This is a genomic window from Alteromonas sp. ISO5 (assembly GCF_058105165.1).
Map to the genome: position 1 here is coordinate 4867491 of NZ_CM176572.1, position 25074 is coordinate 4892564.

At 47.1% G+C, this 25074-nt stretch carries 23 protein-coding genes, 2 tRNA genes and 1 pseudogene; 18 read left to right on the forward strand and 8 right to left on the reverse strand.

Annotated features, from left to right (window positions below; genetic code table 11):
- Positions 1-21: 21 nt before the first annotated feature.
- The 3 genes from AC2T0J_RS22045 to AC2T0J_RS22055 form a co-directional block, all read right to left on the reverse strand.
- Positions 22-951, reverse strand: coding sequence for a LysR family transcriptional regulator (locus AC2T0J_RS22045; RefSeq protein WP_489807869.1), 930 nt, complete (start codon positions 949-951; stop codon positions 22-24).
- A 144-nt stretch (positions 952-1095) separates the two neighbouring features.
- A complete protein-coding gene (gene uvrB / locus AC2T0J_RS22050) occupies positions 1096-3114 on the reverse strand; it encodes an excinuclease ABC subunit UvrB (protein ID WP_489807870.1) in 2019 nt (672 codons plus the stop codon).
- A gap of 12 nt (positions 3115-3126) precedes the next feature.
- A complete protein-coding gene (locus AC2T0J_RS22055) occupies positions 3127-4494 on the reverse strand; it encodes an MATE family efflux transporter (protein ID WP_489807871.1) in 1368 nt (455 codons plus the stop codon).
- A 1068-nt stretch (positions 4495-5562) separates the two neighbouring features.
- Here AC2T0J_RS22055 and AC2T0J_RS22060 point away from each other — a divergent pair.
- The 11 genes from AC2T0J_RS22060 (at position 5563) to nth (ending at position 15322) form a co-directional block, all read left to right on the forward strand.
- Positions 5563-5639 (forward strand) — tRNA-Asn (locus AC2T0J_RS22060).
- 31 nt (positions 5640-5670) lie between these two features.
- Positions 5671-5747 (forward strand) — tRNA-Asn (locus tag AC2T0J_RS22065).
- A gap of 357 nt (positions 5748-6104) precedes the next feature.
- A complete protein-coding gene (locus AC2T0J_RS22070; RefSeq protein ID WP_489807872.1) occupies positions 6105-7175 on the forward strand; it encodes a hypothetical protein in 1071 nt (356 codons plus the stop codon).
- 350 nt (positions 7176-7525) lie between these two features.
- The gene (locus AC2T0J_RS22075; protein WP_489807873.1) at positions 7526-8566 is read left to right on the forward strand and encodes a M28 family metallopeptidase; all 1041 of its coding nucleotides are present in this window, start codon (positions 7526-7528) and stop codon (positions 8564-8566) included.
- Between the two features lie 209 nt (positions 8567-8775).
- Entirely contained in the window at positions 8776-9357 is a 582-nt protein-coding gene (rsxA, locus tag AC2T0J_RS22080; protein ID WP_489807874.1) for an electron transport complex subunit RsxA, read from the forward strand.
- Complete coding sequence (gene rsxB, locus AC2T0J_RS22085; protein ID WP_489807875.1) at positions 9357-9923, forward strand: electron transport complex subunit RsxB; 567 nt, start codon at positions 9357-9359, stop codon at positions 9921-9923. Before rsxA ends, rsxB begins: the two co-directional genes overlap by 1 nt.
- Position 9924: 1 nt before the next feature.
- On the forward strand, positions 9925-12249 hold the full coding sequence (gene rsxC / locus AC2T0J_RS22090; protein WP_489807876.1) for an electron transport complex subunit RsxC: 2325 nt from the start codon (positions 9925-9927) through the stop codon (positions 12247-12249).
- Between the two features lie 2 nt (positions 12250-12251).
- A complete protein-coding gene (gene rsxD, locus AC2T0J_RS22095; RefSeq protein ID WP_489807877.1) occupies positions 12252-13343 on the forward strand; it encodes an electron transport complex subunit RsxD in 1092 nt (363 codons plus the stop codon).
- Entirely contained in the window at positions 13343-13993 is a 651-nt protein-coding gene (gene rsxG, locus AC2T0J_RS22100) for an electron transport complex subunit RsxG (protein WP_489807878.1), read from the forward strand. Before rsxD ends, rsxG begins: the two co-directional genes overlap by 1 nt.
- Positions 13989-14684 (forward strand): electron transport complex subunit E, encoded by a 696-nt coding sequence (locus tag AC2T0J_RS22105; protein ID WP_489810387.1) that lies wholly within the window; start codon positions 13989-13991, stop codon positions 14682-14684. The genes rsxG and AC2T0J_RS22105 overlap by 5 nt, the downstream gene beginning before the upstream one ends.
- Before the next feature lie 5 nt (positions 14685-14689).
- Positions 14690-15322: an endonuclease III gene (gene nth / locus AC2T0J_RS22110; protein WP_489807879.1), complete on the forward strand. Its 633-nt coding sequence runs from the start codon at positions 14690-14692 to the stop codon at positions 15320-15322.
- A 229-nt stretch (positions 15323-15551) separates the two neighbouring features.
- Here nth and AC2T0J_RS22115 read toward each other — a convergent pair whose 3' ends face one another.
- Positions 15552-16220: a hypothetical protein gene (locus tag AC2T0J_RS22115; RefSeq protein WP_489807880.1), complete on the reverse strand. Its 669-nt coding sequence runs from the start codon at positions 16218-16220 to the stop codon at positions 15552-15554.
- A 246-nt stretch (positions 16221-16466) separates the two neighbouring features.
- Between AC2T0J_RS22115 and AC2T0J_RS22120 the strand changes: the two are divergent.
- A pseudogene (locus AC2T0J_RS22120) lies at positions 16467-16610 on the forward strand (endonuclease III); the annotation flags it as partial.
- Here the strand turns inward: AC2T0J_RS22120 and AC2T0J_RS22125 are convergent.
- The gene (locus AC2T0J_RS22125) at positions 16570-17073 is read right to left on the reverse strand and encodes an RNA polymerase sigma factor (protein ID WP_489807881.1); all 504 of its coding nucleotides are present in this window, start codon (positions 17071-17073) and stop codon (positions 16570-16572) included. The pseudogene AC2T0J_RS22120 and the gene AC2T0J_RS22125 sit on opposite strands and share 41 nt — an antisense overlap.
- 564 nt (positions 17074-17637) lie before the next feature.
- Here AC2T0J_RS22125 and gloA point away from each other — a divergent pair.
- Together gloA and glpQ are read left to right on the forward strand one after the other, a co-directional pair.
- A complete protein-coding gene (gloA, locus tag AC2T0J_RS22130) occupies positions 17638-18021 on the forward strand; it encodes a lactoylglutathione lyase (protein ID WP_489807882.1) in 384 nt (127 codons plus the stop codon).
- A 6-nt stretch (positions 18022-18027) separates the two neighbouring features.
- Entirely contained in the window at positions 18028-19029 is a 1002-nt protein-coding gene (gene glpQ / locus AC2T0J_RS22135) for a glycerophosphodiester phosphodiesterase (RefSeq protein WP_489807883.1), read from the forward strand.
- A gap of 61 nt (positions 19030-19090) precedes the next feature.
- Here glpQ and AC2T0J_RS22140 read toward each other — a convergent pair whose 3' ends face one another.
- Positions 19091-19924, reverse strand: a complete 834-nt coding sequence (locus AC2T0J_RS22140) for a flagellar protein MotY (protein WP_489810388.1) — start codon at positions 19922-19924, stop codon at positions 19091-19093.
- Between the two features lie 256 nt (positions 19925-20180).
- Between AC2T0J_RS22140 and rnt the strand changes: the two genes are divergently transcribed.
- Both rnt and AC2T0J_RS22150 read left to right on the forward strand, forming a co-directional pair.
- Positions 20181-20816, forward strand: a complete 636-nt coding sequence (gene rnt, locus AC2T0J_RS22145; RefSeq protein ID WP_489807884.1) for a ribonuclease T — start codon at positions 20181-20183, stop codon at positions 20814-20816.
- Between the two features lie 86 nt (positions 20817-20902).
- Entirely contained in the window at positions 20903-22237 is a 1335-nt protein-coding gene (locus AC2T0J_RS22150; RefSeq protein ID WP_489807885.1) for a sugar porter family MFS transporter, read from the forward strand.
- Positions 22238-22291: 54 nt separating this feature from the next.
- Here AC2T0J_RS22150 and AC2T0J_RS22155 read toward each other — a convergent pair whose 3' ends face one another.
- Positions 22292-22897 (reverse strand): peroxiredoxin, encoded by a 606-nt coding sequence (locus AC2T0J_RS22155; protein ID WP_489807886.1) that lies wholly within the window; start codon positions 22895-22897, stop codon positions 22292-22294.
- 255 nt (positions 22898-23152) lie between these two features.
- Here AC2T0J_RS22155 and AC2T0J_RS22160 point away from each other — a divergent pair, with 255 nt between their 5' ends.
- Positions 23153-23347: a (2Fe-2S)-binding protein gene (locus AC2T0J_RS22160; RefSeq protein WP_489807887.1), complete on the forward strand. Its 195-nt coding sequence runs from the start codon at positions 23153-23155 to the stop codon at positions 23345-23347.
- A 235-nt stretch (positions 23348-23582) separates the two neighbouring features.
- Here the strand turns inward: AC2T0J_RS22160 and AC2T0J_RS22165 are convergent, their stop codons facing one another.
- A complete protein-coding gene (locus tag AC2T0J_RS22165) occupies positions 23583-23930 on the reverse strand; it encodes a Grx4 family monothiol glutaredoxin (RefSeq protein WP_489807888.1) in 348 nt (115 codons plus the stop codon).
- Between the two features lie 458 nt (positions 23931-24388).
- Between AC2T0J_RS22165 and sodB the strand changes: the two genes are divergently transcribed.
- Positions 24389-24973 (forward strand): superoxide dismutase [Fe], encoded by a 585-nt coding sequence (gene sodB, locus AC2T0J_RS22170; protein WP_070174795.1) that lies wholly within the window; start codon positions 24389-24391, stop codon positions 24971-24973.
- Positions 24974-25074 lie beyond the last annotated feature (101 nt).

The window sequence follows — 25074 nt, forward strand, 5'->3', positions numbered from 1 at the left end:
GCTCTTTAATGATACTTACCGTTACTTTTGACTTTCGGTAATGAAGTAGCTGAGTTCCTTAATACAGTGACGCAGTACCGGGTTTAACCGAGTATTCTTACCGTTCATCACAAACAGTTCATGGCTGAATTCAAACAAATTGCCGTTAGCAATAGGTACCAGTCCTAACGCCACACCCTGCTCTTTTGCCATGTAGTCCGGCAATAACGCGACATACTCACCGGTCATCATGGCCGACATCGCCGCATCAAATGAATCAGAAAAAGTCTGGATAGACAGGCGACGGTCGCCATCAATGTAATTGGCAGAGGATAAGCCCGAAATACCGATAGCCGGATAATCTTCAATTCTGACATTGTCAGGCAAGGCGTCCACATCCCGGTACTTAGCTAACGGGTGAGAAGGCGCACAGTACAACCGGCCTTTACACGAGGTGCCAATGGGATGGAAAGTCACTGATTCTGGTTTCACCATATCGTACGTTGAGATCACCAGGTGACATTCACCCGACAGCGCCACATGCTCTACTTCATTATACAGACGAGTTTGGATATTCACGTGGATATCATCAAACTTTTTCATGGTGCTTTTCACTGCCCGGCTCACCGCCATATGGATAGACAGTGGCAGGCCAGCCATCAGCACCAGGGTAATATGACCTGAGTAGTCATCGTGCAGTGATTTTAAATTAAATACAAAGTTATCGAAGGCATTAAAGATACGTTTGGTTTCCTGAAAAACCACCTCGCCTTCTTTGGTCATCTGAAAACCACCGCGCCCCCGGTGACAGAGAACGAGATCCAACCGTTCCTCAAGTTTTTTAATGGCGGCACTGATATTGGGACGCTGCATTCTTAATACCGGCTCAGCTGCCGTGAAGCCATTACAACTGGCTACTGCATAAAACACTCGCAGTAGTTTGATATCAGATTCTTGTAATCGGTTTAACATGATTGCACCCAAAATAGGTATAGTTATCAATACTCAAACCATAATAGGCACAGTACACAATATTTACAATCATATTTTTAGCAATCAGCAGGGAAACCGCGAAAATAACGGCGTGCCGGGCCATGCCGGCAGTATTTTAAGCAATTAAGACAGGGCTACCACCTGTTTTCTTAGTTGCTCAATTTCATCCCGTAACGACGCCGCTTTTTCAAACTCCAGCTCCTTGGCATATTCGAACATTTGCTTTTCAAGCTCACTTACCTGCGCCATCAGCTCGGTTGCCGAGGCGGCTTTAGCGGCCTTCCTGGACTCAGCCACTTTACGCAACTTAACCTGACCTGAACCTGGTGCCACAGAATCGCCTAAATCCATTACGTCGGTGATAGGCTTATTTAACCGCTGCGGCGTAATATTATTAGCTGTATTGTGTTCTATTTGTTTGGCGCGGCGGCGTTCTGTTTCATCGATCGCCTTGCGCATGGAACCTGTAATGGTGTCGGCATACAATATTGCTTTACCATTGACGTGTCTGGCAGCCCGCCCCATGGTTTGAATCAATGACTTTTCGGCACGTAAAAAACCTTCCTTATCGGCATCCAGAATCGCGACCAGGGAGACCTCCGGCATGTCGAGGCCTTCCCGCAGTAAGTTAATCCCCACCAGAACATCAAATTTACCCAGCCGCAGATCACGAATGATCTCTATACGCTCCACCGTATCGATATCGGAGTGTAAATAACGCACTTTTACGCCATGCTCATTAAGGTACTCACTTAAATCCTCAGCCATGCGTTTGGTCAGTGTGGTGATCAGTACTCGTTCATCTACCGCTACCCGCAGTTGAATTTCAGACAGCACATCATCCACCTGAGTCGCCACCGGGCGCACTTCGATAGTCGGATCCAGCAAACCGGTCGGCCGCACTACCTGCTCAACTACTTCGCCGTCTGATTTTTCCAGTTCATAATTACCGGGCGTTGCTGAAACATAGATGGTTTGCGGTGAGATATGCTCGAACTCGTCAAACTTCAGCGGCCGGTTATCCAGTGCCGACGGCAAACGGAATCCGTATTCCACCAGTGTTTCTTTGCGCGAGCGGTCGCCCTTGTACATTGCGCCGATTTGCGACACCGTGACGTGGGATTCGTCTATGAACATCAGGCCATCAGCCGGGAAGTAATCCAGTAAAGTCGGCGGTGGTTCGCCAGGGGCTCTGCCGGAAAGATAGCGTGAATAGTTCTCGATTCCGGAACAATAGCCTAGTTCCAGCATCATTTCGATGTCGAACTGAGTACGCTGCGAAATGCGCTGCTCTTCGAGCAGTTTATTCACTTCCAACAGCTGCTTTTTCCGGTCAGCGAGTTCTTCTTTAATACTGTCCACTGCGCTGAGAATTTTTTCGCGCGGCGTCACATAGTGAGTTTTCGGGAATACGGTCGCCCGCACTACGTTTTTTTCTACCGAGCCGGTGAGCGGATCAAACAAACTGATGCGGTCGATTTCTTCATCAAACAGCTCTACCCTCACCGCTTGTTTTTCTGAATCCGCCGGAAAGATATCAATCACATCGCCGCGCACCCTGAATGTGCCCCGCTCAAACGCCAAATCGTTACGCTTATATTGCAATTCGGCCAGACGTCTTAGAATATCCCGCTGATTGATAGTATCGCCGGTGCGCAAATGCAGCAGCATTTTCATGTAGGATTCCGGGTCACCCAACCCATAAATGGCCGACACACTGGCCACAATCACAACATCACGGCGTTCCATGAGGGCTTTAGTTGCCGACAATCGCATTTGTTCGATATGATCGTTTATCGAGGCATCTTTCTCAATAAAGGTATCAGTACTCGGTACATAAGCTTCGGGCTGATAATAATCGTAGTAAGATACGAAGTATTCTACGGCATTGTGAGGGAAAAATTCTTTCATCTCCCCATATAACTGCGCAGCCAGAGTTTTATTGTGCGCCAGCAATAATGTTGGTCGCTGCACCTGATTAATAATATTTGCCATAGTGAAGGTCTTACCTGAACCGGTTACCCCTAACAGCGTCTGATGAGCAAGACCGTTTTCCAGTCCGTCCACCAGCGCTTCAATCGCCGTGGGCTGGTCGCCCGCAGGCTGATAATTGGAAACAAGCTCAAAGCCTTTATCTGCCATGTTATAAAACCTTTATTCGTGTGTTTGTGCTGAAACTACCCGCAGAGACCGTCGGAACCAGTAAATCGACACCATAGCCATTAGTAAATTCGCTATCACCGCGCCGGTAAAGATACCTTGCAAGTCGTAAAATATGCCCATGGTAATGGTGATCGGTACAAAAAAGATGAACAGCCGGATTACGCTGAGAACCAGAGCCGACATAGGCAAATGAATCGCATTTAGCGAGGAATTAGTGAGAATAACGATCCCCTGTAAACCATACCCTAAAGGTACAATAATCAGGAACATCTGGATCAATTCAGCCACCTGCTGCTCTTTGGCAAACAGTGATGCCAGCAAACCAGAACAGAGCCATAACACAACACAGATAAATAATTGCCACGCCAATACGAATTTCACTATAAGCCAATAGGCATCTCTTACGCGCCCAAACCGATTTGCCCCCATGTTCTGACTGATAAACGGCGGTAACGACATCGACAGCGCCAGCACCACAATGGTGGTGAACGACTCCAGTCGGCTCCCTACGCCCCAGGCGGCGACAGCTTCTTCGCCATACCCTGCGACAACGCGAGTCAAAATGGCACCAGCAATGGGGGTTAACATGTTGGCGCCGGCAGCCGGCAGCGCGATATGTAAGATAGAACGACTGCGTTCAGCCAGTTCCTTTACTGTTAACAACCGGGGCAAGATATAGTTACGCTTTCTGGCCAGCAAATACAGAATCCAGACAGAACAAACAATCCAGGAAATCAACGTAGCCAGAGCGGCACCACCAATGCCCATGGCCGGCACCGGACCAAAACCAAAAATAAACAAAGGATCCAGCAGCGCATTGATACCACCGCCAGTGGCCATAATAATACTTGGTGTTTTGGTGTCTCCACGGGCACGTAGCACGCTGTTACCCACCATGGGCATGGCTAAAAATACCGAAGCAAAATACCAGATTTCCATATAGTCATGAATATGCGGCATTAAGTGTTGCTGGGCGCCCAGTAATTCAAATACAAAATCAATACTCAGGCCACCGCACAAAGCGAGAATCCCCACCATGATGAAAGACAGCATCAGTGCCCCTGAGCCTGTCTCCCTGGCTCCGTCCTGCTTGCCCTGCCCGGCAAGGCGAGCTATCACGGCAGAGGTCCCAATGCCGAGGCCTATATTCAAGCTGATAAGAGTGAAGGTAACCGGAAAGGTAAAACTGATAGCAGCGAGTGGTTCAGTGCCCAACAGGCTTACGAAAAAGGTATCGATAAGGCCAAAGCTCATCATCATGATCATGCCTATGATCATGGGAACAGTCATGCGTTTTAACGACTTGGCAATATCACCATTGATTAAATCTCGTGATTTATCCTGCTTCACCCTGCTCACTTATTACTTTAATGGACTGATGTTACTGGCTGCCTGCCCAGCATAATGCGGCAAACAGCAGGATAGCTTTAAGGTAACTACGTAGCATCTTGCCCGGAATGGTTAATTATTCTTGCAATTTTTAAAGCCAACAAATCTGATTCCAAGTGTAATCGACCGCGTCAGTGAACAACAGGGATTTATCAAATAAAAACGCTAGAAGTTAAACCGGCAACATTTCCGCTCTTTTTATCAATTTAACGCTTAATAACGGAAGCTTATTTGTTTATATTTCACGCAAATAGCAATGTGACAGCCTGTACATAAGGTATCAGGGGGCTCTGACCATGTGCCGAACCAAATCCTGCCCTTCCTCCCGAAAACCGGATACCTTTTAAACAGTCCGCAAAATTGTGTATCAGGTGAATTTATTGTTAATAGGACGTTACTACACGCATTACATCAGCGTTTAACACACAAGAAAAATCATGTCTATCCCCCAAGCAAAAAAAATGACAAGCTTTCGTCTATTATTCCATAGATTAAATTTAAGATACTGTTTTATATAAACTTTAAGGCAAATCAATGTGACAACTTTGTGACAATAAATTGACTTGTCCGCAGTGCATTCAGTACTCTGTCATTTCTATCAACATAGTTATCCACAGATTTGGTGGATAACTAATTAAGAACCAGTATTGGCGCGGCTTAGGCGTTAATTGGCTGCAATTTTTGTAAGTGACGACTAACCTTGTGAGAATACCTCAATGGTTACACATTTATGAAAAACTGTACGCATAAACAGTATTCAACAGTTTTTTAATAGCTTTTAGTTATAGATTTATCTATTTAAATTACTAAAAATCCCCCCGACTTCTGTGTTTCTTCCCCAGTTACCATTAACACAATAATATTCAATGAATTAGCCTTGGCAAGGCTAAGTAAAGTCGAAAAAAGATGCGTTTCGATTGTTTTTTAAGCTGAAACACCGCCGTATGACATTTTTTATCCAAACGAAAGAAAATTTTCACGAAGTTTGTTGACACAAGAATCTTACGTCATTAATATTCGCCTCCGTTGAAACACAGGTCCCCCTTAGCTCAGTTGGTTAGAGCGACGGACTGTTAATCCGCAGGTCCCCCGTTCGAGTCGGGGAGGGGGAGCCAAGTTTCAGCAGTAAATAGCAAGACATAGCGTTCCCCCTTAGCTCAGTTGGTTAGAGCGACGGACTGTTAATCCGCAGGTCCCCCGTTCGAGTCGGGGAGGGGGAGCCAATTTTCTTACTAGGAAATATTGGCTCGATGAATACAAAATTTAATAACCGTTTGTTTTATATGCTGATTTTTTCTATTCTTTTTTGTCACAGATTTCCTTTATTTATAAAGAAAACACAAAATTAGGTTGCTTATCCTAGAAACTAATATCTTTTAGGATAAAAATTCTCATATTTTAAGTCCCCCATCCCGGACTAGAACGCTTCAAACCTCCGGCTATACCTAATGAAATCCATATCTTTATATCCTTCATGGCTCTAATATTTTTTTCCGCCTCACAGTAAACTTAGAATCACCTTCAAATTACAATTTTTATACTGTAATTTATTCCAGCGATTTGGTTTTTAAGGACGGTCAATGGAATATGAGACTTTGATTTGGGGTGTATTTGTCATTTTGGCTGTTATTGTTCTGTGTGTTCTGTGGTTTAGCGTTTGCAGTCTCAAAAAAAGTTTTTCTCTAAGTTTAGAGGTCAAAAAACAAAGCAGCCTGCTCAACTACAGCCCATTCTGGTTAGTTGGGTTTGTATTTTTTTCATTAGCGCTAATTTCCTTCGCCGCGACAATTGTTTTTCACGCCATTACCCCTGAACTAAATTTAAGTTTTGATCTAAGTCGCAAAGGATGGGAATCTGGAATAGGTTTGTTCAAGTTTCCTCTTGGTTGCTTAGCAGCAGGTGCTGCGGCGATGGGAATTACTGCAACTATTTTTCGATCAAGTCAAACTCTACTTCAGATTCAAATTTCAGAGAAGACAGCTAACGTATCGTATTACTATGCAACTATGAAAAGCTTTACCGAATACGTTGAATCGATCAGTAAAAGTTATGATTGGCATAACACTTCACCTCACAAGTTGTTTAATTTACTGTTCAAAACCGATGAGCATTACAATCTAGAGGTACAAGTAGATAACTGCGTAATGCTATATCGAAACGTATGTATGAATATTCAACGTTGCATAGAAGCGATCAACAATAAAGATGAATTCGAATTTTATGTTTCACTAAGTCAATTTAATCTGACTGAATATCTTGGCGGAACCATAATTGGAAATACTGAAAATAAAGACTCGATCGTTTTTGAAGATGTACGCAGTTCCCGCGCATTGACAATAGAATTACCAAGGACATACTGGCTATTGTCCAAAGAAAAAACATTCAACCTTCTCAAAAGAATTTTACAGTTTTCAATCTTGGCTCACATTGACATCGAAACTAAAGCCAAACAGGGCTTCGAACCATTAGTCAATGTGAGTTTGGGGTTCTTATTGGGCGACCTAAGAGAAGCATATAACCATTCAAAAGAATGGGTTGACGAGTGTATTTTTCAAACAAAAACTCAAGGCAACACCAAAGTAATTAGTTCTAAATCAGGGGTGAAAATAACTATTCGATATAAAAATGCTTTTACTATCCAAATGAACTAGCCTGCAAAGCCATTTAGCTGCTTAATTTTTTAATACTTAGTTGAAAGGGAACTAAATATAGCCCTATCAATAACGCTTCTTCTTCAGCTTTGACGGGAGCTCGCGATAAAATGTGATATTGGGTACATACTCCGTTCCCAGTAAGGAGTGCTCAGGGAGCCAACTTACTGGCTCCAAACACCTTCTGTAATACTCCCTGCTCTCCCAGTCGTTTAGTTTACCTGCAAATCTGTATGGATTCTGTTATACCTGTTGTCTTTTTAGTCTGGGTAACTAACGCCTTTATGATTCGTAAATCAGATTTATTCATCTCTCTGCTCTTTATTTTAGTAATACATTGTGGCGAAAGCATGGCGCAAGCTGCCACAACAGAGCCGCTTGCGGATCAACTATCCACACGCAGCTGGCATATCCTGCAGCAAATCACCAGTGAGATTGGCGCCCGCCCTGCCGGCAGTGCTCAGGAAAAAATGCTATTGCACGATTTTACCGCCCGCTATTGGCGTAAGTCCGGTTCGCAGCCGGTTAATAATCAGCGGGTAACCTTTGGCAAAGATAAGTCCAGCGCCAATGTCTGGATAACCCTGCCCGGGAAGTCAGATCAACATATCGTTATTGCTGCCCACGCCGACTCTACGGGAGAGGATGAGGGGTCACAGGGGGCAACGGATAATGGTATCGCGGTGGCTCTGCTGCTGGCCCTTGGCGAACAACTAAGCACTATGCAGCTGCGCCCTGCTGTCACCCTTATACTGTTTGGCGCCGAAGAAGTGGGTCTGATTGGCTCTAAGGCTTTTGTCAACAGCCTCCAGGCAGACAACCGCTTTTTCGGTGACGTACCATTGCCCACTGCAATGATCAATCTGGATACTATCGCTGGTGGCGATTACCTTTACATCCACAGCCCGACTCAGAAGCCATATAAGCTATGCGCTGACAGCGAACACTATAGCCCGTCAACCATTGTAAGAGACACGCTGTTACACGCAGCACAACAGGATACCCTGCCCTTTCAGTTACATCCCGCCTATCCTGATTACCCGGCAGGTGAAACCGGCGGCTGGTCAGATCATGCGCCTTTCGCCTGCGCGGGTATCCCCATTGGTTATATTGAAGCGACAAACTTTTCTATCAATGGCAGGGAGGGCTACGACGGCTATTCCCAGGCCTTGCATCCATCATTATGGAATTGCCTTGATAGGGCTAAAAGAACAGCCTGCAACCGCGATCAGGAAAGGCGCTGGGGGCGGATCTGGCATACCCACGCCGATCAGCTGGTTGAGCTGAACAAAATATATCCAGGACGCCTGCGCACTCAATTGCATGCGGTCACTAAACTCCTGCTCCGTTTTCTTGCCGCAAATAACTCTCATCCGCAATACAACAACTGATCTGACCCGGCACCTTCGCCCTACAAACCTCAAGACGTGTTTATTACATCGTCAATCAATCGTTTAGCAAGCAAAAACTAAGTCGAACAACATTGTTAATTGCGGGCAAAATATTAGATAATACTCAGCTAATATTTATGGCTCACCCATCTCCTGCGTCTGGCAAGCCATGAGGGTAAAATTATTGATAACGGCGTAAGCAAAACCTGATGACCGAATTTCTACTGTTACTGATAAGTACAGTCCTGGTAAATAACTTTGTGCTGGTGAAGTTTCTCGGCCTCTGCCCGTTTATGGGTGTGTCCAGTAAACTCGAGACCGCCATAGGCATGTCCATGGCTACCACCTTCGTGCTAACGTTGGCATCGGTGTGCAGCTACCTGGTTGAAACTTACCTGCTGCAGCCGTTGGGTATCAGTTTCCTGCGCACACTGAGTTTTATCCTGGTCATCGCTGTGGTCGTTCAATTTACCGAAATGGTGGTGCATAAAACCAGTCCGACCCTGTACCGGCTACTGGGTATTTTCCTGCCGCTGATCACCACCAATTGTGCTGTACTGGGGGTGGCTCTGCTCAATCTCACCGAACAGCATAACCTGATTGAAAGTATTATTTATGGTTTCGGCGCTGCCGTGGGCTTTTCTCTGGCCATGATATTATTCGCCGCCATGCGCGAGAGACTGGCTGCAGCCGATGTCCCCACACCGTTTAAGGGGGCGTCTATTGCTATGATCACTGCCGGACTGATGTCTCTGGCCTTTATGGGCTTTAGCGGACTGGTTAAGTTGTAATGTTAGTATCATCATTAATTGCCTTAGGACTGCTGGCGCTGGCATTTGGACTAGCGTTGGGATACGCAGCGGTTCGCTTTAAGGTAGAAGGCGATCCATTGGTTGACCAGGTAGATGCGATCCTGCCACAGACCCAGTGTGGACAGTGTGGTTATCCAGGCTGCCGCCCCTATGCTGAGGCCATTGCCAATGGCGATGACATCAATAAATGCCCGCCGGGCGGTGAATCCACCATTAAAGAACTGGCAGAGCTGATGGGGGTGGAGGCTAAACCGCTGGATGCCGCGCACGGTGAAGATGCCGCGCCCAAAGTTGCCTACATTCGGGAAGACGAATGTATCGGCTGTACCAAGTGTATTCAGGCATGTCCGGTGGATGCCATTGTTGGCGCAGCAAAACAAATGCACACAGTGATTACCGATGCCTGTACAGGCTGCGATCTCTGCGTGGAACCCTGCCCGGTAGATTGTATAGATATGGTCACGGTGAATCCTACTACCGCCTCCTGGCAATGGGATTTTAACCAAACTCCCCGTGGCGACATTCCGGTTAAAGTGATTTCCTGATATGCCGTATGATTTTGAGCAGATAGTTGAGCGCATCGACCAGCAAAAATTTTGGACATTCCCTGGCGGTGTGCACCCGGACGGGCGTAAGCACCTGTCCAATCAAACAGCAATCAACACCTTGCCGCTCCCCAGGCACCTGGTTATCCCGGTAAAACAACATATTGGCACTGCAGGCGTTTGTCTGGTGTCGGTTGGCGATACAGTTTTAAAAGGGCAAACGCTGACCAGCAGCCCACACCCTTTCTCCGTGCCGGTTCATGCGCCTACATCGGGGTTGGTCACTGCAATCGAAGAACGCACCACTGCTCACCCCAGTGGTCTGCCTGAGCTTTGTGTGGTTATCGAGGCGGACGGCAATGATACCTGGACCGAGCTGAATCCTGTCGATGATTATCAGCAACAGTCTAAATCATCCCTGAGCAGTGCAATTTGCGAGGCAGGTATCGCCGGAATGGGCGGCGCAGGCTTTCCCACCCACATAAAGTCAACCGCGCGCAAAAAAGTTGAATTCCTGATTATCAACGGGGTGGAATGCGAGCCTTATATCACCGCCGACGACCGTTTAATGCGCGAGTTTGCCTGGCAAATACGCCAGGGGATCGACATTCTGAGTCACCTGATTGAGCCAAAGGTGGTGATCATCGCCATTGAGGACAATAAGCCCGAAGCTTTCAAAGCCATGCAGCAGGTGTGTAATGACACACCTGTTATTCGCGTAGTACAAATACCCACCAAATACCCGGCCGGTGGCGAGAAGCAACTTATTCAGGTACTTACCGGGCGTGAAGTACCAAGAGCCGGACTCCCGGCAGACATCGGTGTGATGATGTTTAACGTAGGCACTTGCTACGCCATCGCTGATGCTATTTTATATGGCAAACCGTTAATTCAACGGGTGGTCACTGTAACCGGTGAAGCCGTGCAAAAACCACAGAATGTGTGGGCACTGATAGGTACGCCCATAGAACACCTGCTCAGCCAGGCTCAGTATCAGATTAAAAAGCAAAAGGCTCCCACGGTGATCATGGGTGGCCCGATGATGGGCTTCACTCTGCCCTCGGTTGACGTACCCGTGGTCAAAATCACTAACTGTTTGCTGGTCCCCGCTAAGAAGGAACTCAACCTTGATCAACGGGAACTGGCGTGCATTCGTTGTAGCGCCTGTGCTGATGCCTGCCCGGTGAGCCTGCTACCGCAACAAATGTACTGGCACAGTAAGGCTCTGGAGCTCGATAAAGCCGAAGAATACAATCTGTTTGACTGTATAGAATGCGGCGCCTGTGCTTATGTTTGCCCCAGTGAAATCCCTTTAGTGCATTACTACCGTAAGGCCAAGGCACAAATCAGAATACAGCGCGACGATAAAGATAAAGCGGAAAAATCCAAACAGCGTTTTGAGGCCCGCAAAGCCCGCCTTGAAAAAGAAAAGCAGGAACGTGAAGCCAAGCATAAAAAAGCCGCCGCGGCTCGCAAGCAGGCCACGCAACCGGGCGCTGCCGACGATAGCGGAGCGAAAGACAAAGTCGCCGCAGCGCTGGCCAGAGCGAAAGCTAAAAAAGCCGAACAGGCGCAAGCGGCCGACAAACCCGCCGACGCTCAGCCTGACGACAACAAAGCCAAAGTAGCCGCAGCAATTGCTCGGGCTAAGGCAAAAAAAGCACAACAAAACGCTTCACCTACGGCTGGTTCAGACGACGGTGCCGAGGACGAACGTAAAGCTAAAGTCGCAGCTGCGGTAGCCAGAGCAAAAGCGAAAAAAGCCGCTCAACAAACAGATCAGCACGAGCCTGCAAACACGAATGACACAGCACCTACTGAAACCGCTGAAGACGCACGTAAGGCCAAAGTGGCTGCTGCGGTAGCCAGAGCAAAAGCGAAAAAAGCAACAGCGTCAGTAGCGCCAAAAGAAAGCACGACTCAAGCAGACCAAGACAGCGAGAGCAGAGAAGCGCAGCGAAAAGCTAAAATCGCCGCTGCGGTCGCCAAGGCAAAAGCAAAGAAACAAGCGGCTGAGCAAGCCGGGAGCGAGCCTCAGAATCCAGAACATGCACCGGCAGAGTCCGCTCAGGACGAAAACTCACCGGAAGCACAGCGCAAGGCCAAAATCGCCGCTGCGGTTGCCAAAGCAAAAGCAAAGAAACAAGCGGCTGAGCAAGCCGGGAGCGAGCCTCAGAATCCAGAACATGCACCGGCAGAGCTTGCGCAGGAAGAAGACTCACCGGAAGCACAGCGCAAGACCAAAATCGCCGCTGCGGTTGCCCGCGCCAAAGCTAAAAAAGCGCAGCGAGAAGCACAGCAAAGCAGCTCAGAGGATAACGAATAATCATGAAGTTAGTACTATCGAGCTCTCCTCACCAGCATGTGCGACGCCGCACCGATCAGGTCATGCGACTGGTTATTTATGCGATGGTGCCAGGGGTAATTGCCCAATTGTACTTTTTTGGCTGGGGCGTACTGGTACAGATGCTTATTGCCCTGGTAACCGCTTTGGTTTCGGAAAGCGCGATTGTCGCATTACGAAAACGCCAGATTGGTCAGGCGCTACAAGATTACAGTGCCGTGGTAACCGCCCTGCTTCTAGCGGTTAGTTTGCCGCCACTTTTACCATGGTGGATGACCGTTATCGGGACCTTCTTTGCCATAGCGGTAGTCAAACAATTGTATGGTGGCCTCGGGTTTAACTTGTTTAACCCGGCAATGGCTGCTTATGTAATGCTGCTAATTTCTTTTCCAGCCGCTATGAGCAGTTGGTTGCCTCCTGGCGAACTAACCGCGCACGCCGTAACATTCGGCGATGTCATCAGCGTGATTTTTACCGGGTTTAGTCACAGCGGCTATGATATTAATCAGTTAAGAGCCGGTTTCGACGGGGTTACCATGGCAACGCCATTGGACTATGTAAAAACCCAGGTTAGCCAGGGCTATACTTATTCTGAGGCGCTCAGTCACCGGCAGTTTACTGAGACCTTATGGTCCTCTGCCAGTCTGGGCTGGAGTGCTGTTGCACTGGCTTATACACTGGGCGGCCTGGTGTTAATTCAGCAGCGTATTGTCAGTTGGCATATTCCCGCATCACTTATTGCGGGCGTTGCCATTACAGCCACGTTTTTATCCATGATCAATGGTGATGTTTACGGCTCGGCGTTATTTCATTGTGTTAATGGTGCAGTGATGTTTGGTGCCTTTTTCATTGCTACTGATCCGGTATCTGCCTCAACCACACCAAGAGGTCGGCTTATTTATGGTGCCGCTATCGGCTTTTGGACCGTTATCATTCGCACCTTTGGTGGCTACCCTGATGCCATTGCCTTCAGTGTAGTGATCATGAATATGGCAGTACCACTGATTGATTACTACACCCAGCCCAAAGTTTATGGCCAGCAGCGCCCGGTTAAGCAAACAGAGGGAGAGCCCTGATGGCGCTAAACAGCATTACTAAAAATGGCCTTATCCTTACCGCTTTTGCATTAGTAACCACCGGACTCATTGCAGTGACCTTCGATGGTACCAAAGCGCGTATCGATGAACAGCGGGCCAAAAAGAAACTGGCAACACTCAACGAAGTTGTTCCACCAACAGTGTATGATAATCAGCTCTACATGGACTGCATCACTATTGACGCCAGCGCTCTGGGCGATGACCCCAAATCAATTTACCGTGCCCGTATGAGTGGCAATGATGTAGCGCTGGCGGTGGAGTTTACTGCGCCCGACGGCTACAGCGGTGATATTGACCTCATAGCGGGTATTGCTATTAACGGTGAAGTGCTGGGTGTGAGAGTACTATCACATCAGGAAACACCCGGGCTTGGCGATAAAATTGAGATGAGCGTCAGTGACTGGATGCTGTCATTTAATGGTAAATCCTACGATGAAGATCAGGCCAAACGCTGGCAGGTAAAGAAAGACGGTGGTCAGTTTGACCAGTTTACCGGCGCCACTATTACACCCAGAGCTGTGGTAGGCAGTGTAGCGCGCACACTGGCTTATGTTGAGGCTAATCAACACCAGCTATTCAACACGCCGAGCAACTGCCAGGCTTCAACGCAGAGCGGAGGACAGCATTAACATGTTTAAACAGCTCACCATTGATGGCTTATGGAAAAATAACCCTGCGCTGGTACAGTTACTTGGGCTTTGCCCCCTGTTGGCAGTCACCTCAAGCGTTATTAACGGCCTGGGTCTTGGCCTTGCCACTGCACTGGTCCTTATCGGCTCTAATGCGACAGTGTCGATCATTCGCCACTGGGTAACACCGGCGATTCGTATTCCGGTATTTGTGATGATTATCGCCGCTTTCGTTACTATTATTCAGCTGTTGATGAACGCCTTCACCTACGAGCTTTATCTGGCTCTTGGAATATTTATCCCCCTTATTGTAACCAACTGCGCCATCATCGGCCGCGCCGAAGCTTTTGCGTCAAAAAATCCGTTGTCAGTTTCTGCCTTTGACGGCCTGATGATGGGTTTAGGTTTTACTTTTATTCTGGTGGTACTGGGCGGCCTGAGGGAACTTTTGGGTAACGGTACCTTGTTAAACGGTGCAGAGCGTCTGTTTGGGGCCGGGGCCGAAAGCTGGAAAGTCACTGTTTTTACCACTGACCATCCTTTTTTACTGGCCATTTTGCCGCCTGGGGCGTTTCTCGGCATGGGGCTACTCATTGCCGTTAAAAACGTTATCGATAAAAAAATGGCAGAGAAAGCCGCTGCCAGTGAAACCAAAACAGTTGTCCGTGCGCGGGTCACTGCAGAGAGTTAGACGTAATGAATAAAGCCAAACGACTGGAAATTTTAACCCGTCTTCGTGATGCCAACCCGCACCCGACCACCGAGCTCAATTTTTCCAGCCCTTTTGAGCTGCTGGTGGCGGTAACGTTATCCGCACAGGCAACCGACGTAAGTGTTAATAAAGCTACCGATAAGCTTTTTGCGGTTGCCAATACCCCCGAAGCCATTGTTGCACTGGGTGTGGAGGGACTTAAGAGCTATATTAAAACCATTGGTTTATTTAACTCTAAAGCACAGAACGTTTATAAGCTGTGCCAGATCCTGATTGAAAAGCACAATAGTCAGGTACCGGAGAGTCGCGAAGCGCTAGAGGCTCTGCCAGGGGTCGGCCGCAAAACCGCTAATGTGGTGCTTAACACCGCGTTTGGCTGGCCAACTATAGCTGTAGATACCCATATTTACCGCGTCTCAAACCGTACCAAGTTTGCCATGGGTAAAACAGTTGAAAAAGTCGAAGAGAAGCTGCTTAAAGTCGTCCCAAAGGAGTTTAAAGTCGATGTCCATCATTGGCTTATCCTACACGGCCGATATACCTGCATAGCCCGTAAGCCTAGATGTGGTTCATGTATCATTGAAGACTTGTGTGAGTTTAAAGAGAAAACCGATTAATAAATTACTGGCAATGTGAGCTGCTCAGATAGGCTGCCGCTAATACTATACACCCAGTCCAGACTCTGCAAAGCCAATGAACCACTATACCCATTAAAGAGCCCGTTACACTAATGGCTGCTCTTTCAACAAACAATTCAATTAAACCATAACTAAAAAAACGCCAGCAACAATGCTGCTGGCGTTAGAGTGTTTGTCACTATCTATTATGTCTTCTTTATGTTGCGAGCTATTTATTCCTAATTTGGAAACGGCGTACAACTAGAAAAAGGGAAAATAACGCAAATAAAGCGCCAACAGGTGGTGCAGGAACTGGATATCCTGTCACATCAGAGTTCTTATACAACAAATACCCGACTGGAGTTTGTGAATTGGACTCGGTGAACGAAGCGGCATCTGTAGTTGTTAACCAGTCGTCATAATCTTTAATCAAACCATCAGTGCTTTGCAGTTCAACAAATCCAACATCGAGTTCAAATGGTATGTTAGGTGTATTATAGGTGCTGACATAAAACCAAATGTCAATTCCAGAAGTGAACGACGCTCCTAAACCACCATCTGCCCATCCTGAGATATTCCCGCAAGAAGTTGCCGTATCTACCGCACCTGTGCACGGGCTAATAGACTGCAACAGAGCATTAATCAAATCGTCACTCTCTTTGCTGGTCGCGAAGCTCCATCCATCCCACGCACCACCAGACTGCATAGCTAAAGCCAAGTCGTCGTAGGATAGCCCCAAGGTTGCGTCGAGACTACTATATTGAACACCAGTTTCCGTATCGGTCATATAGTCTTGGGTATTGTCGTAACTGACATCTCCAATATTGATTATAGCTGCATTAACCATTAGTGGCACAGTCATTGTCAAAAGGAGTAAAGTGGATTTCATTAAACGCATATTAAAATTTTCTCAGCTCATTATTTTGATAAAGCCAAAGCAAACTTCATGCCACTGCCTTTTCTATTGATTTTTAAGGGAAATATAGCCAATCACACGTTTACTTATATTGGAATGTAAAAAATATTGACAGGCTATCGGTAGAGCATTTGAGAAGACAAACTGATTACTCCATACATTCTAACCGTCTTGCGTTGACTCGTATTCAATAAACACGAAGTGCAACCATATCTACCTTTGTTCTTCTTTGGCTGGCCTACTATCACCGAGGATACGTATATCTCTCATGTATCCAACCGCACGAAACTGGCCATGGGAAAGAACGTCGATCAATTTGAACTAAAGCAGCTCAAAGTCGTCTCAAAGGAGTGTAAAGTCGATGTCCATCACTGACTCCTGCCAGCAATATAGAGCCAATAGTTAGCGTGGGCAAGGAGGTTAAAATAAGCTGGCCATAACGTTCCAGTAAACTGGCTTTCAATACTTTTCGCGCCCGGCTCAGCCGCTGACGCACCAGTTCAGGAGAAACAGAGAGTAACTGCGCCGCCTGATTTGCAGACTGATCCTCCCGATAATATAACAGCACCATTTCACGGCTTTCCTCGGGCAGTTCATCAACCACCTGTTTAAGTAGTAAGTCTATTTGTTCCCGGCTCAGACGGGTCTCAGGCGGCAATTCCTCATCACCATACGCGGCAAGCAAGGCATCGGCCTCCTCACCGCCTACACGATCTGCCAGGCGATGATCGCGCAGGTAATTGCAAGCGGCATAACGGGTCGACTGACGTAACCAGAGTAAAAAGCTTGCAACATTATTGAGTGTGTGCAGTTTTTGCCAGCAACTGATAAACACCTGCTGGGTAATTTCTTCGCTGGCATCAAGGTCCGGGTAATGGCCAGAGCGATGCTGGCTATCGTATTGCGACTGGCTCCAATCAGACGGTTAAACGCCGACTCATCCCCATGCTGAGCAGCAATCATATCGTCGTTTGAAATCAGGCTTTGTGTGCTCACTTTGCAATTCCTTGCGGTTGCTGTGCGGTAGTAAGGTTTAAAGCGTTCTGAACCGATGCACAACTGTTAGCCGACCAAATTCACAATAGCCACAACAACACCGAAGGAACGGGTGCGGCTTGTTCGACATAATACTGACAGTGATTTTTTCATCAGGGTATCTTCCTTATTTATCCATTTATAATAAAGAAACCATTGCCCACAAAAGTGTGACAGGTAATTGAACAAAATACTGTCGAAACGCGCTTTTTACTTTGCCAGGCTTTCAAACCAGCTATTTTGCCTGCTGGTCACAATTTACTTTAATCTGCCTGGCAGATTAATTACAGTGCCACATTAAGCGCTCTCACTGTCATACTGTTGAAAAACTGCTGAATTATATTGTCTTATTAAGGAGCTTCTTATGCGAATGTTACACACCATGTTACGGGTTAAAGACCTCGACACATCCCTGGCGTTCTATGTTGATACCATGGGCATGAAGCTGTTGCGTAAAAGCGAAAATACTGAATATGAATACACCCTGGCTTTTGTGGGCTATGCCGATGAGTCTGAGCAGGCGGTTCTGGAACTGACTTACAACTGGGGTGATAACAAATACGAACTGGGTGATGCATATGGCCACGTCGCTTTCGCAGTCGAGGACATCTATAGCTTTTGCAAACAGCTTGAAGCAAAAGGTGCAGATGTTTACCGCAAACCTGGTCCGGTAAAAGGTGGCAAAACCGTGATTGCTTTTGTTCGCGATCCTGACGGTTATGCAATTGAATTAATCCAACCTGAGTAACCATTAGTGTTAAAAATAGTATCAAAACCGCTGGCGATGCTATCGCTGGCAACATTTGCTTCATGTCAGGCGCTGGCGTTTGATGTAATTGCTCACCGCGGCGCTCCGGGCTACCTGCCAGAGCATACACTAGCATCCACGGCCATGGCTTACGCTCAGCAACCTGACTATATTGAACAGGATCTGGTGATGACCCGTGATGGCAAGCTGGTTGTGTTACACGATATTCACCTGGAAACGGTAACCAACGTGGAAACAGTCTACCCTGACCGCCACCGTGAGGATGGCCGTTACTATGCGCTGGACTTTACCCTTGCAGAACTTAAAACTTTAAACGTTCATGAGCGTACCGATGCAAAGGGCGAGCAAGTTTATGCCAATCGCTATCACGGCCTCGGTCAGTTTAAAGTAGCTACCTTTGCTGAACATATCAGCACCATCCGATCTCTTAATGAAACCGCTGGTGAGTCAGTCGGCTTATACACCGAAATCAAATCACCGGCTTGGCATCGTGAGCAGGGCGTTGATATCAGCAAAGCCGTGCTGACTGTATTGCGTGAACACGGCCTCGATGACGCTAAGGCGAACATCTATATTCAGTGTTTTGACTTTGAAGAAATAAAACGTCTGCGTCAGGAGTTTGGTGCCCGGGTCAAACTGATCCAGTTAATTGCAGAAAACAGCTGGCATGAAACCCCAACCGATTATAATGCGCTGAAAACAGCAAAAGGCATGCAGGCGCTTAGCCGCTACGTGCAGGGGATTGGCCCCTGGCTGGGTCACGTTACCCGTTACCAGCAAGGCCAGCCTACTACAGACCTTACTGAGTGGGTGGTTGCAGCTCAGCAAGCTGGCTTGTTGATTCACCCTTACACTTTTCGGACAGATGCCTTGCCACCGGGAATTTCAGCTTCCCAATTACTGATGCTGATAGTAGAGAAATGGCAATTTGACGGCGTGTTTACCGATCAGGTAGCGCCGGTTAAGCACTTTTTGCAAAACCGCTAACAATGCCCCAAAAAAGAAGCCGCGAAAGTGTGTACGCGGCTTCTTTTTTACATTAACTGATTCAGGACTTTGCCATTCTGACCACTACCCTGCGGTTTGTTGCCCGGGACTGACTGTTGGTGTTGGGCGCAATATGGCGTTTTTCGCCGTGTCCGGTGATCTCGATACGATCCTCTCCCACCCCTAAGTCAGTCAGGAAGTTTTTTACTTCGTTAGCGCGTTTAACCGATAATTGCTGGTTATTCCACGATCCGCCATAGCTATCGGTATAACCATCAAGCAACACCAGTTCTAATTCATTATCTTCACGAAGATAGTCGCCAATCATTTGCAGACGTCGTTTGGAATATTTGGAAAGCTCTGTGGAGTTTTTCTCATAACTCAACACCGTATAACTAATATCGTCAAAACTGTATGGCAGCAAGTTTGAAACACAGCTGACAAATTCGTGATAAACCGGCGTAAAGTTACTCGCATTAAGGCCCACAGCAACCTTGTCGTTGGTGTTATACCAGTCCTGGTAGTAAATGGTTGGCCAGAAGCCCTTCTCCAGCTCGCTCAGCATGGTCCAGGCTGTCTCCTCGGGCAAGTCACCATCATACTGGGTGCGCAACGTCATATCCGCAATTTGCCGGGCCCGTACCCCGGGCATCCATTTCGGCGGCACGGCATAAACAGCTGCAGTGCCAAATTTTTTAGGCAACAGGTTCATATCCAATACAAAATCCATATTGAGCTGCTTGGACGCTTCACTGATAAACTGGGCCTCACCGTATCCAGGTAAAGTGTGGCTTAGCGTACAGTTAAGCCTGGAACGCTCACTAAGTTGCCATTGTGAGTTTTCTACCGTTGAATGGTACTGACGCAGTGATGCCTGAACCGGGCTGGCAGTCATCCCTAACAATCCAACGGTAAATGATATAAGCGAAACCGATTTCAACATGTATAGCCTCAGCAATCGATAAACCTGTTAACCTTCGTCTCTATCTTATCGTCAACGAACAATAAAAGTTTAGCACCGGGTAGATAGTCAGCGCTAATATTGACATAATTCTCCCTTTAATGAGAACTCTGTTTGATTTACCGGACTGTAATGGGTCCAGATCCAATAGCCGTCAGGGTTACTATTCAACCACCAGATTTAGAGTGATATGCCACAAACAATCCCCCCACTGTCACAACGCTTCAGAGGCTACTTTCCGGTCATCATTGATGTCGAAACAGCTGGTTTTAATGCCTCCACAGATGCCCTGTTAGAGATTGCTGCGGTGACTCTGAGCATGGACAGCGCTGGCATGCTGGCACCAGCCGACACCTATCACGCTCACGTCACGCCGTTTGAAGGAGCGAATCTGGAGCAGGCAGCACTCGATTTTAACGGCATCGACCCGGACTGTGCCTTACGTGGCGCTATTAGTGAAGACGACGCGATGAAAGGGTTATGTAAGCATGTTCGTAAGCTACAAAAAGCGGTTGACTGCCAACGTAGCGTGATAGTTGCACATAATGCCACTTTCGATCAGAGTTTTATTAATGCGGCCATCGAACGTTGTAATATCAAACGTACGCCATTCCACCCGTTTGTCTCATTTGATACCACCACACTCGCCGGCCTTGCTTTAGGGCAAACTGTACTGGTAAAAGCCTGTCAGGCTGCCGGCATCAGTTTTGATCAGAATGAAGCCCATTCAGCCCTTTACGATGCCCAAAGAACAGCCGAATTGTTCTGCTACATTGTGAACCGCTATGCCAGTCTGGGCGGTTGGCCGCTCGCCCCGCAAAGTTAACGGGGTGTAAAAATACCATTAGAGTATTAGTGTAATTAGCGATACACTCGCCTAAACTTAATCGTTTAAGATTGAAGCGAGTTATCATGAAGCAAAAACTGATACTGTGGTCGGTTACGGTGGCCTGCGCAGGTTTTTTATTCGGCTTTGACACCGCGGTGATATCAGGTGCCGACCAACCCATTCAGCAGCTTTGGCAAACCTCTGCCCTGCACCATGGCTTGTTTATAATGTCATCGGCGCTATGGGGCACAGTACTGGGTGCGCTAGGTGCCAATTACCCCTGTGATCGCCTGGGTCGTAAACCGACACTTATCATCATTGGCATGCTTTATTTGCTTTCCGCATTAGGCTCTGCACTGGCAACCGATCCGGTGTTTTTCAGTCTGATGCGCTTTATCGGAGGGGTCGGGGTTGGCATTTCCTCCATTGCAGTGCCGGCTTATATTGCGGAAATTGCGCCGGCGCAACAGCGTGGGCGTTTAGTCGCGCTCTATCAGTTTCAAATTGTGTTTGGCATTCTCATTGCCTTTTTATCCAATTATTTGCTGGCAGAGGTTTTCACTCTGGACTGGCGCTGGATGCTGGGAATCGAAGCTATACCCGCAGCGGCATACTTGCTGTTAGTCAGTACCGTACCTGAGAGTCCACGCTGGTTGTTGTTACACAAAAGTGATGAGCAGGCGGCCATTGAGGTTATTTCGCTCACTGGCGAAACCAATCCCAGTCAGATCATCAACGATATTCAGACTGAGCACGATAAGCGCGCCTCTGAATCCTTGTTTAATCCGGCTTATCATTTTCCTATCCTGCTGGCGTTTTTACTGGCCATGTTTAACCAGCTGTCCGGGATCAATTTCGTTATCTACTTTGCACCGCGTATTTTTAACCTGGCGGGCATGGACAGCAGCTCAGCATTACTATCGAGTGCAGGCATCGGTGTTATCAATTTATTGTTTACGCTACTTGGCATGCTGCTGATTGACAAAGCCGGCCGCAAAACCCTGCTCATGGCGGGCTCTATAGGATACGTCATTTCACTGGCAGCAATTACACTTGCCTTCGCCTTGGACCTGTCAGGGCTGATTGTGGTGCTATTTATATTTATGTTTATTGCCGCCCACGCCGTTGGTCAGGGTGCCGTCATCTGGGTCTATATCTCTGAAATCTTTCCTAACGCCGTTCGCACTAAAGGTCAGAGTCTTGGCTGTGGAACCCACTGGGTATTTGCGGCGCTAATCACATTGCTTATGCCGCTGGTGCTCACGACCTTCAGCCCGGTCACAATCTTTGCGTTTTTTGCAGTAATGATGGTGTTACAAGGACTTAGCGTCATCTGGTTATTTCCTGAAACCCGGGGCAAATCGCTGGAAGCGCTGGGCTTGAGCCTGTCAGGAAACAAACAGACACCGAATCAATAAGGCTGACATAAAAAAAGAGGCACCTAAGTGCCTCTTTTTACTATTAAATTACTATTAAAGCTCTTCTGATTTCTCAGACAGATACTTAGCAACACCTTCAGGGCTTGCATCCATACCCGCTTTACCTTCGGTCCAACCAGCCGGGCAAACTTCACCATGCTCTTCGTGGAAGTCCAGCGCATCAACCATACGTAGCATTTCGTCGATATTACGACCTAATGGCAGATCGTTAACCACCTGATGACGTACCTGACCTTCTTTGTCGATCAGGAAAGAACCACGGAAAGCAACACCAGCTTCCGGATGTTCAACGTCATAGGCCTGACAAATTTCGTGCTTGGTGTCGGCAACCAGAGTATATTTAACCGGACCAATACCGCCTTCGTTTATAGGGGTGTTACGCCATGCGTTGTGCGAGAACTGAGAATCGATTGATACACCGATGACCTCAACGCCACGCTTAGTGAACTCTTCGTAACGCTTATCAAATGCAATCAGTTCTGACGGACAAACAAAGGTAAAGTCCAGAGGGTAGAAAAAGACAACGGCTTTTTTACCTTTAATGGCTTCGCTCAGGGTAAAACTGTCAACAATTTCACCACTGCCTAACACAGCTGCTGCAGTAAAATCCGGGGCTGGACGACCAACGAGTACGCTCATATCTATTCTCCATTTTCATTATGTGAATGGCAGTAGTTGTGATCTGTATCACATCAGTATCTGCTACTGCCTGATATAGTGAGTGCAAATAATGAAAATACAATTGACGTTTCAGACTTTTTAAACTCATCAGACCAGACAACCTGCTATTTCCACGATAGATGACCGAATCGTCATAAATCTGCACAAAATATTTGCAATAACCTCAAATAGCAATTATTATCATTTGCATATTGATATAGGAGTGAGTGTTCTATGTATATTTGCATGTGTTACGGTGTAACTGATACTGCGATACGCAAAGCTGTAACTGACAGCGGCGTTGGTAATATACGTGATTTGCGTGAACAACTGCAATTGGGCTCTCAGTGCGGTAAATGCATACAAATGGCTCAACAGGTCATCGACTCAACCATCATTAACGAAAGCTTATTTAAGGACGTTGGCTAACGTCCTTTTTTATAGTCCGCAGTTTTACCGGCTCGCTGTTAACGCCATAAATCCATAACGCCGATTAAATCTATCCGGACTTGTCGACAGCGGTTCTTTTCTAATCATAAATTCTGCGACCTGTGTTAGTTAAACTAACGATATTCAAATTTGCGACACGCTTCAGTCAACTTTCGCTATTGCTGACATAAAAAAACCGGCTGTATCAAGCCGGTTTTTTTACGATATTGCGTGACTATTCCGCTTTGGTTTTCGTAGCTGTTTCTTTAATCAGTGGCTGTAGTTCACCTTGCTGGAACATTTCCAGAATAATGTCACACCCGCCAACTAATTCACCGTCGACCCATAACTGCGGAAACGTAGGCCAGTTAGCATACGCTGGCAGCTCTGCACGAATGTCAGGGTTTTGCAAAATATCGACATAAGCAAATTGCTCACCACAGGACATCAGTGCCTGAGATGCCTGAGCTGAGAAGCCACAGCTGGGCAATTTAGGCGAGCCTTTCATATAAAGCAGGATCGGGTTTTCCGAGATTTGCTGCTGAATACGCTCTAATGTGGTTTGTTCACCGTTGTTTTCCATGAATGCCTCTTAACTTTTTACCTTTGCAGGGATATGTATGCATGAACGCCACTTTTCAAGTGGCGGGTAATGCCGATTGTACCATTAATATGTACCGCGCATAAATTCTGATTTCACAGTTTGCCCTATTTTAAGTGATCCGATAAGTGCATTTATACCTATGATATAGCAAGCTGATGTTGGCGTTTCACAAGTGCTTGGGCTAACCTGTAATACAATAGTCAGTCAGCTTGTTACGACACACAACAGCGTTTGGATTGGTTACCGGTGTTGTGACTGCGAAGTATTAGGTTCCCACCGCCGCCAACTAACTCAAAAAAGAAAAATTTCATCTAATTGTCATTGGGTTAAATAAATCCGTCCCTATATCATAGGGTGTCGGGATAAATGACCGTTAGATAAAAAGACTTATTCTGATAACAGACTACGTACAACTAACCAAGAAAATGGAGACTCATATGGCTTTTGAACTACCAGCGTTACCTTATGAAAAAGATGCTCTGGAGCCACACATTTCTGCTGAGACACTTGATTACCACTATGGTAAACACCACGCTACTTACGTAACCAAACTGAATGGTCTGGTAGAAGGTACTGATCTGGAATCAAAGAGCCTGGAAGAAATTGTTAAGACTTCTGAAGGTGGTGTATTTAACAACGCCGCTCAGGTTTGGAACCACACGTTCTACTGGAATTGCTTAAGCCCGAACGGTGGCGGCGAACCAACTGGCGCACTGGCTGATGCTATTGTTGCGAAATGGGGCTCTTTCGAAGACTTCCAGGCTGCATTCAACGACAAAGCCGTTAACAACTTTGGCTCAAGCTGGACCTGGCTGGTGAAAACTGCTGACGGTAGCCTGGATATCGTTAACACCAGCAACGCAGCAACACCACTGACTGACGACAGCCTGACGCCAGTGCTGACTGTTGACCTGTGGGAACACGCTTACTACATTGACTATCGTAACCTGCGTCCTAAGTACTTAGGTGGCTTCTGGGCATTGGTTAACTGGGAATTTGCAGCCGCTAACTTCGGCGCGTAATCCCCTTTTCGTACCCGCGCCCTGCGGGTACGATCCTTCTCTCTCACCACTGATAATTTTCACTTTTTTCTGCTTATTACTGCCCTTTGCAAGCCCTTAGT

Excerpts from the sequence above, each read along its gene's own strand:
- AC2T0J_RS22045 (WP_489807869.1), bottom strand. The coding sequence starts at position 951 with ATGTTAAACCGATTACAAGAATCTGATATCAAACTACTGCGAGTGTTT.
- uvrB (WP_489807870.1), bottom strand. The coding sequence starts at position 3,114 with ATGGCAGATAAAGGCTTTGAGCTTGTTTCCAATTATCAGCCTGCGGGC.
- AC2T0J_RS22070 (WP_489807872.1), top strand. The coding sequence starts at position 6,105 with ATGGAATATGAGACTTTGATTTGGGGTGTATTTGTCATTTTGGCTGTT.
- AC2T0J_RS22075 (WP_489807873.1), top strand. The coding sequence starts at position 7,526 with ATGGCGCAAGCTGCCACAACAGAGCCGCTTGCGGATCAACTATCCACA.
- rsxA (WP_489807874.1), top strand. The coding sequence starts at position 8,776 with ATGACCGAATTTCTACTGTTACTGATAAGTACAGTCCTGGTAAATAAC.
- rsxB (WP_489807875.1), top strand. The coding sequence starts at position 9,357 with ATGTTAGTATCATCATTAATTGCCTTAGGACTGCTGGCGCTGGCATTT.
- rsxC (WP_489807876.1), top strand. The coding sequence starts at position 9,925 with ATGCCGTATGATTTTGAGCAGATAGTTGAGCGCATCGACCAGCAAAAA.
- rsxD (WP_489807877.1), top strand. The coding sequence starts at position 12,252 with ATGAAGTTAGTACTATCGAGCTCTCCTCACCAGCATGTGCGACGCCGC.
- rsxG (WP_489807878.1), top strand. The coding sequence starts at position 13,343 with ATGGCGCTAAACAGCATTACTAAAAATGGCCTTATCCTTACCGCTTTT.
- nth (WP_489807879.1), top strand. The coding sequence starts at position 14,690 with ATGAATAAAGCCAAACGACTGGAAATTTTAACCCGTCTTCGTGATGCC.
- AC2T0J_RS22115 (WP_489807880.1), bottom strand. The coding sequence starts at position 16,220 with ATGCGTTTAATGAAATCCACTTTACTCCTTTTGACAATGACTGTGCCA.
- gloA (WP_489807882.1), top strand. The coding sequence starts at position 17,638 with ATGCGAATGTTACACACCATGTTACGGGTTAAAGACCTCGACACATCC.
- AC2T0J_RS22140 (WP_489810388.1), bottom strand. The coding sequence starts at position 19,924 with ATGACTGCCAGCCCGGTTCAGGCATCACTGCGTCAGTACCATTCAACG.
- rnt (WP_489807884.1), top strand. The coding sequence starts at position 20,181 with ATGCCACAAACAATCCCCCCACTGTCACAACGCTTCAGAGGCTACTTT.
- AC2T0J_RS22150 (WP_489807885.1), top strand. The coding sequence starts at position 20,903 with ATGAAGCAAAAACTGATACTGTGGTCGGTTACGGTGGCCTGCGCAGGT.
- AC2T0J_RS22155 (WP_489807886.1), bottom strand. The coding sequence starts at position 22,897 with ATGAGCGTACTCGTTGGTCGTCCAGCCCCGGATTTTACTGCAGCAGCT.
- AC2T0J_RS22160 (WP_489807887.1), top strand. The coding sequence starts at position 23,153 with ATGTATATTTGCATGTGTTACGGTGTAACTGATACTGCGATACGCAAA.
- AC2T0J_RS22165 (WP_489807888.1), bottom strand. The coding sequence starts at position 23,930 with ATGGAAAACAACGGTGAACAAACCACATTAGAGCGTATTCAGCAGCAA.
- sodB (WP_070174795.1), top strand. The coding sequence starts at position 24,389 with ATGGCTTTTGAACTACCAGCGTTACCTTATGAAAAAGATGCTCTGGAG.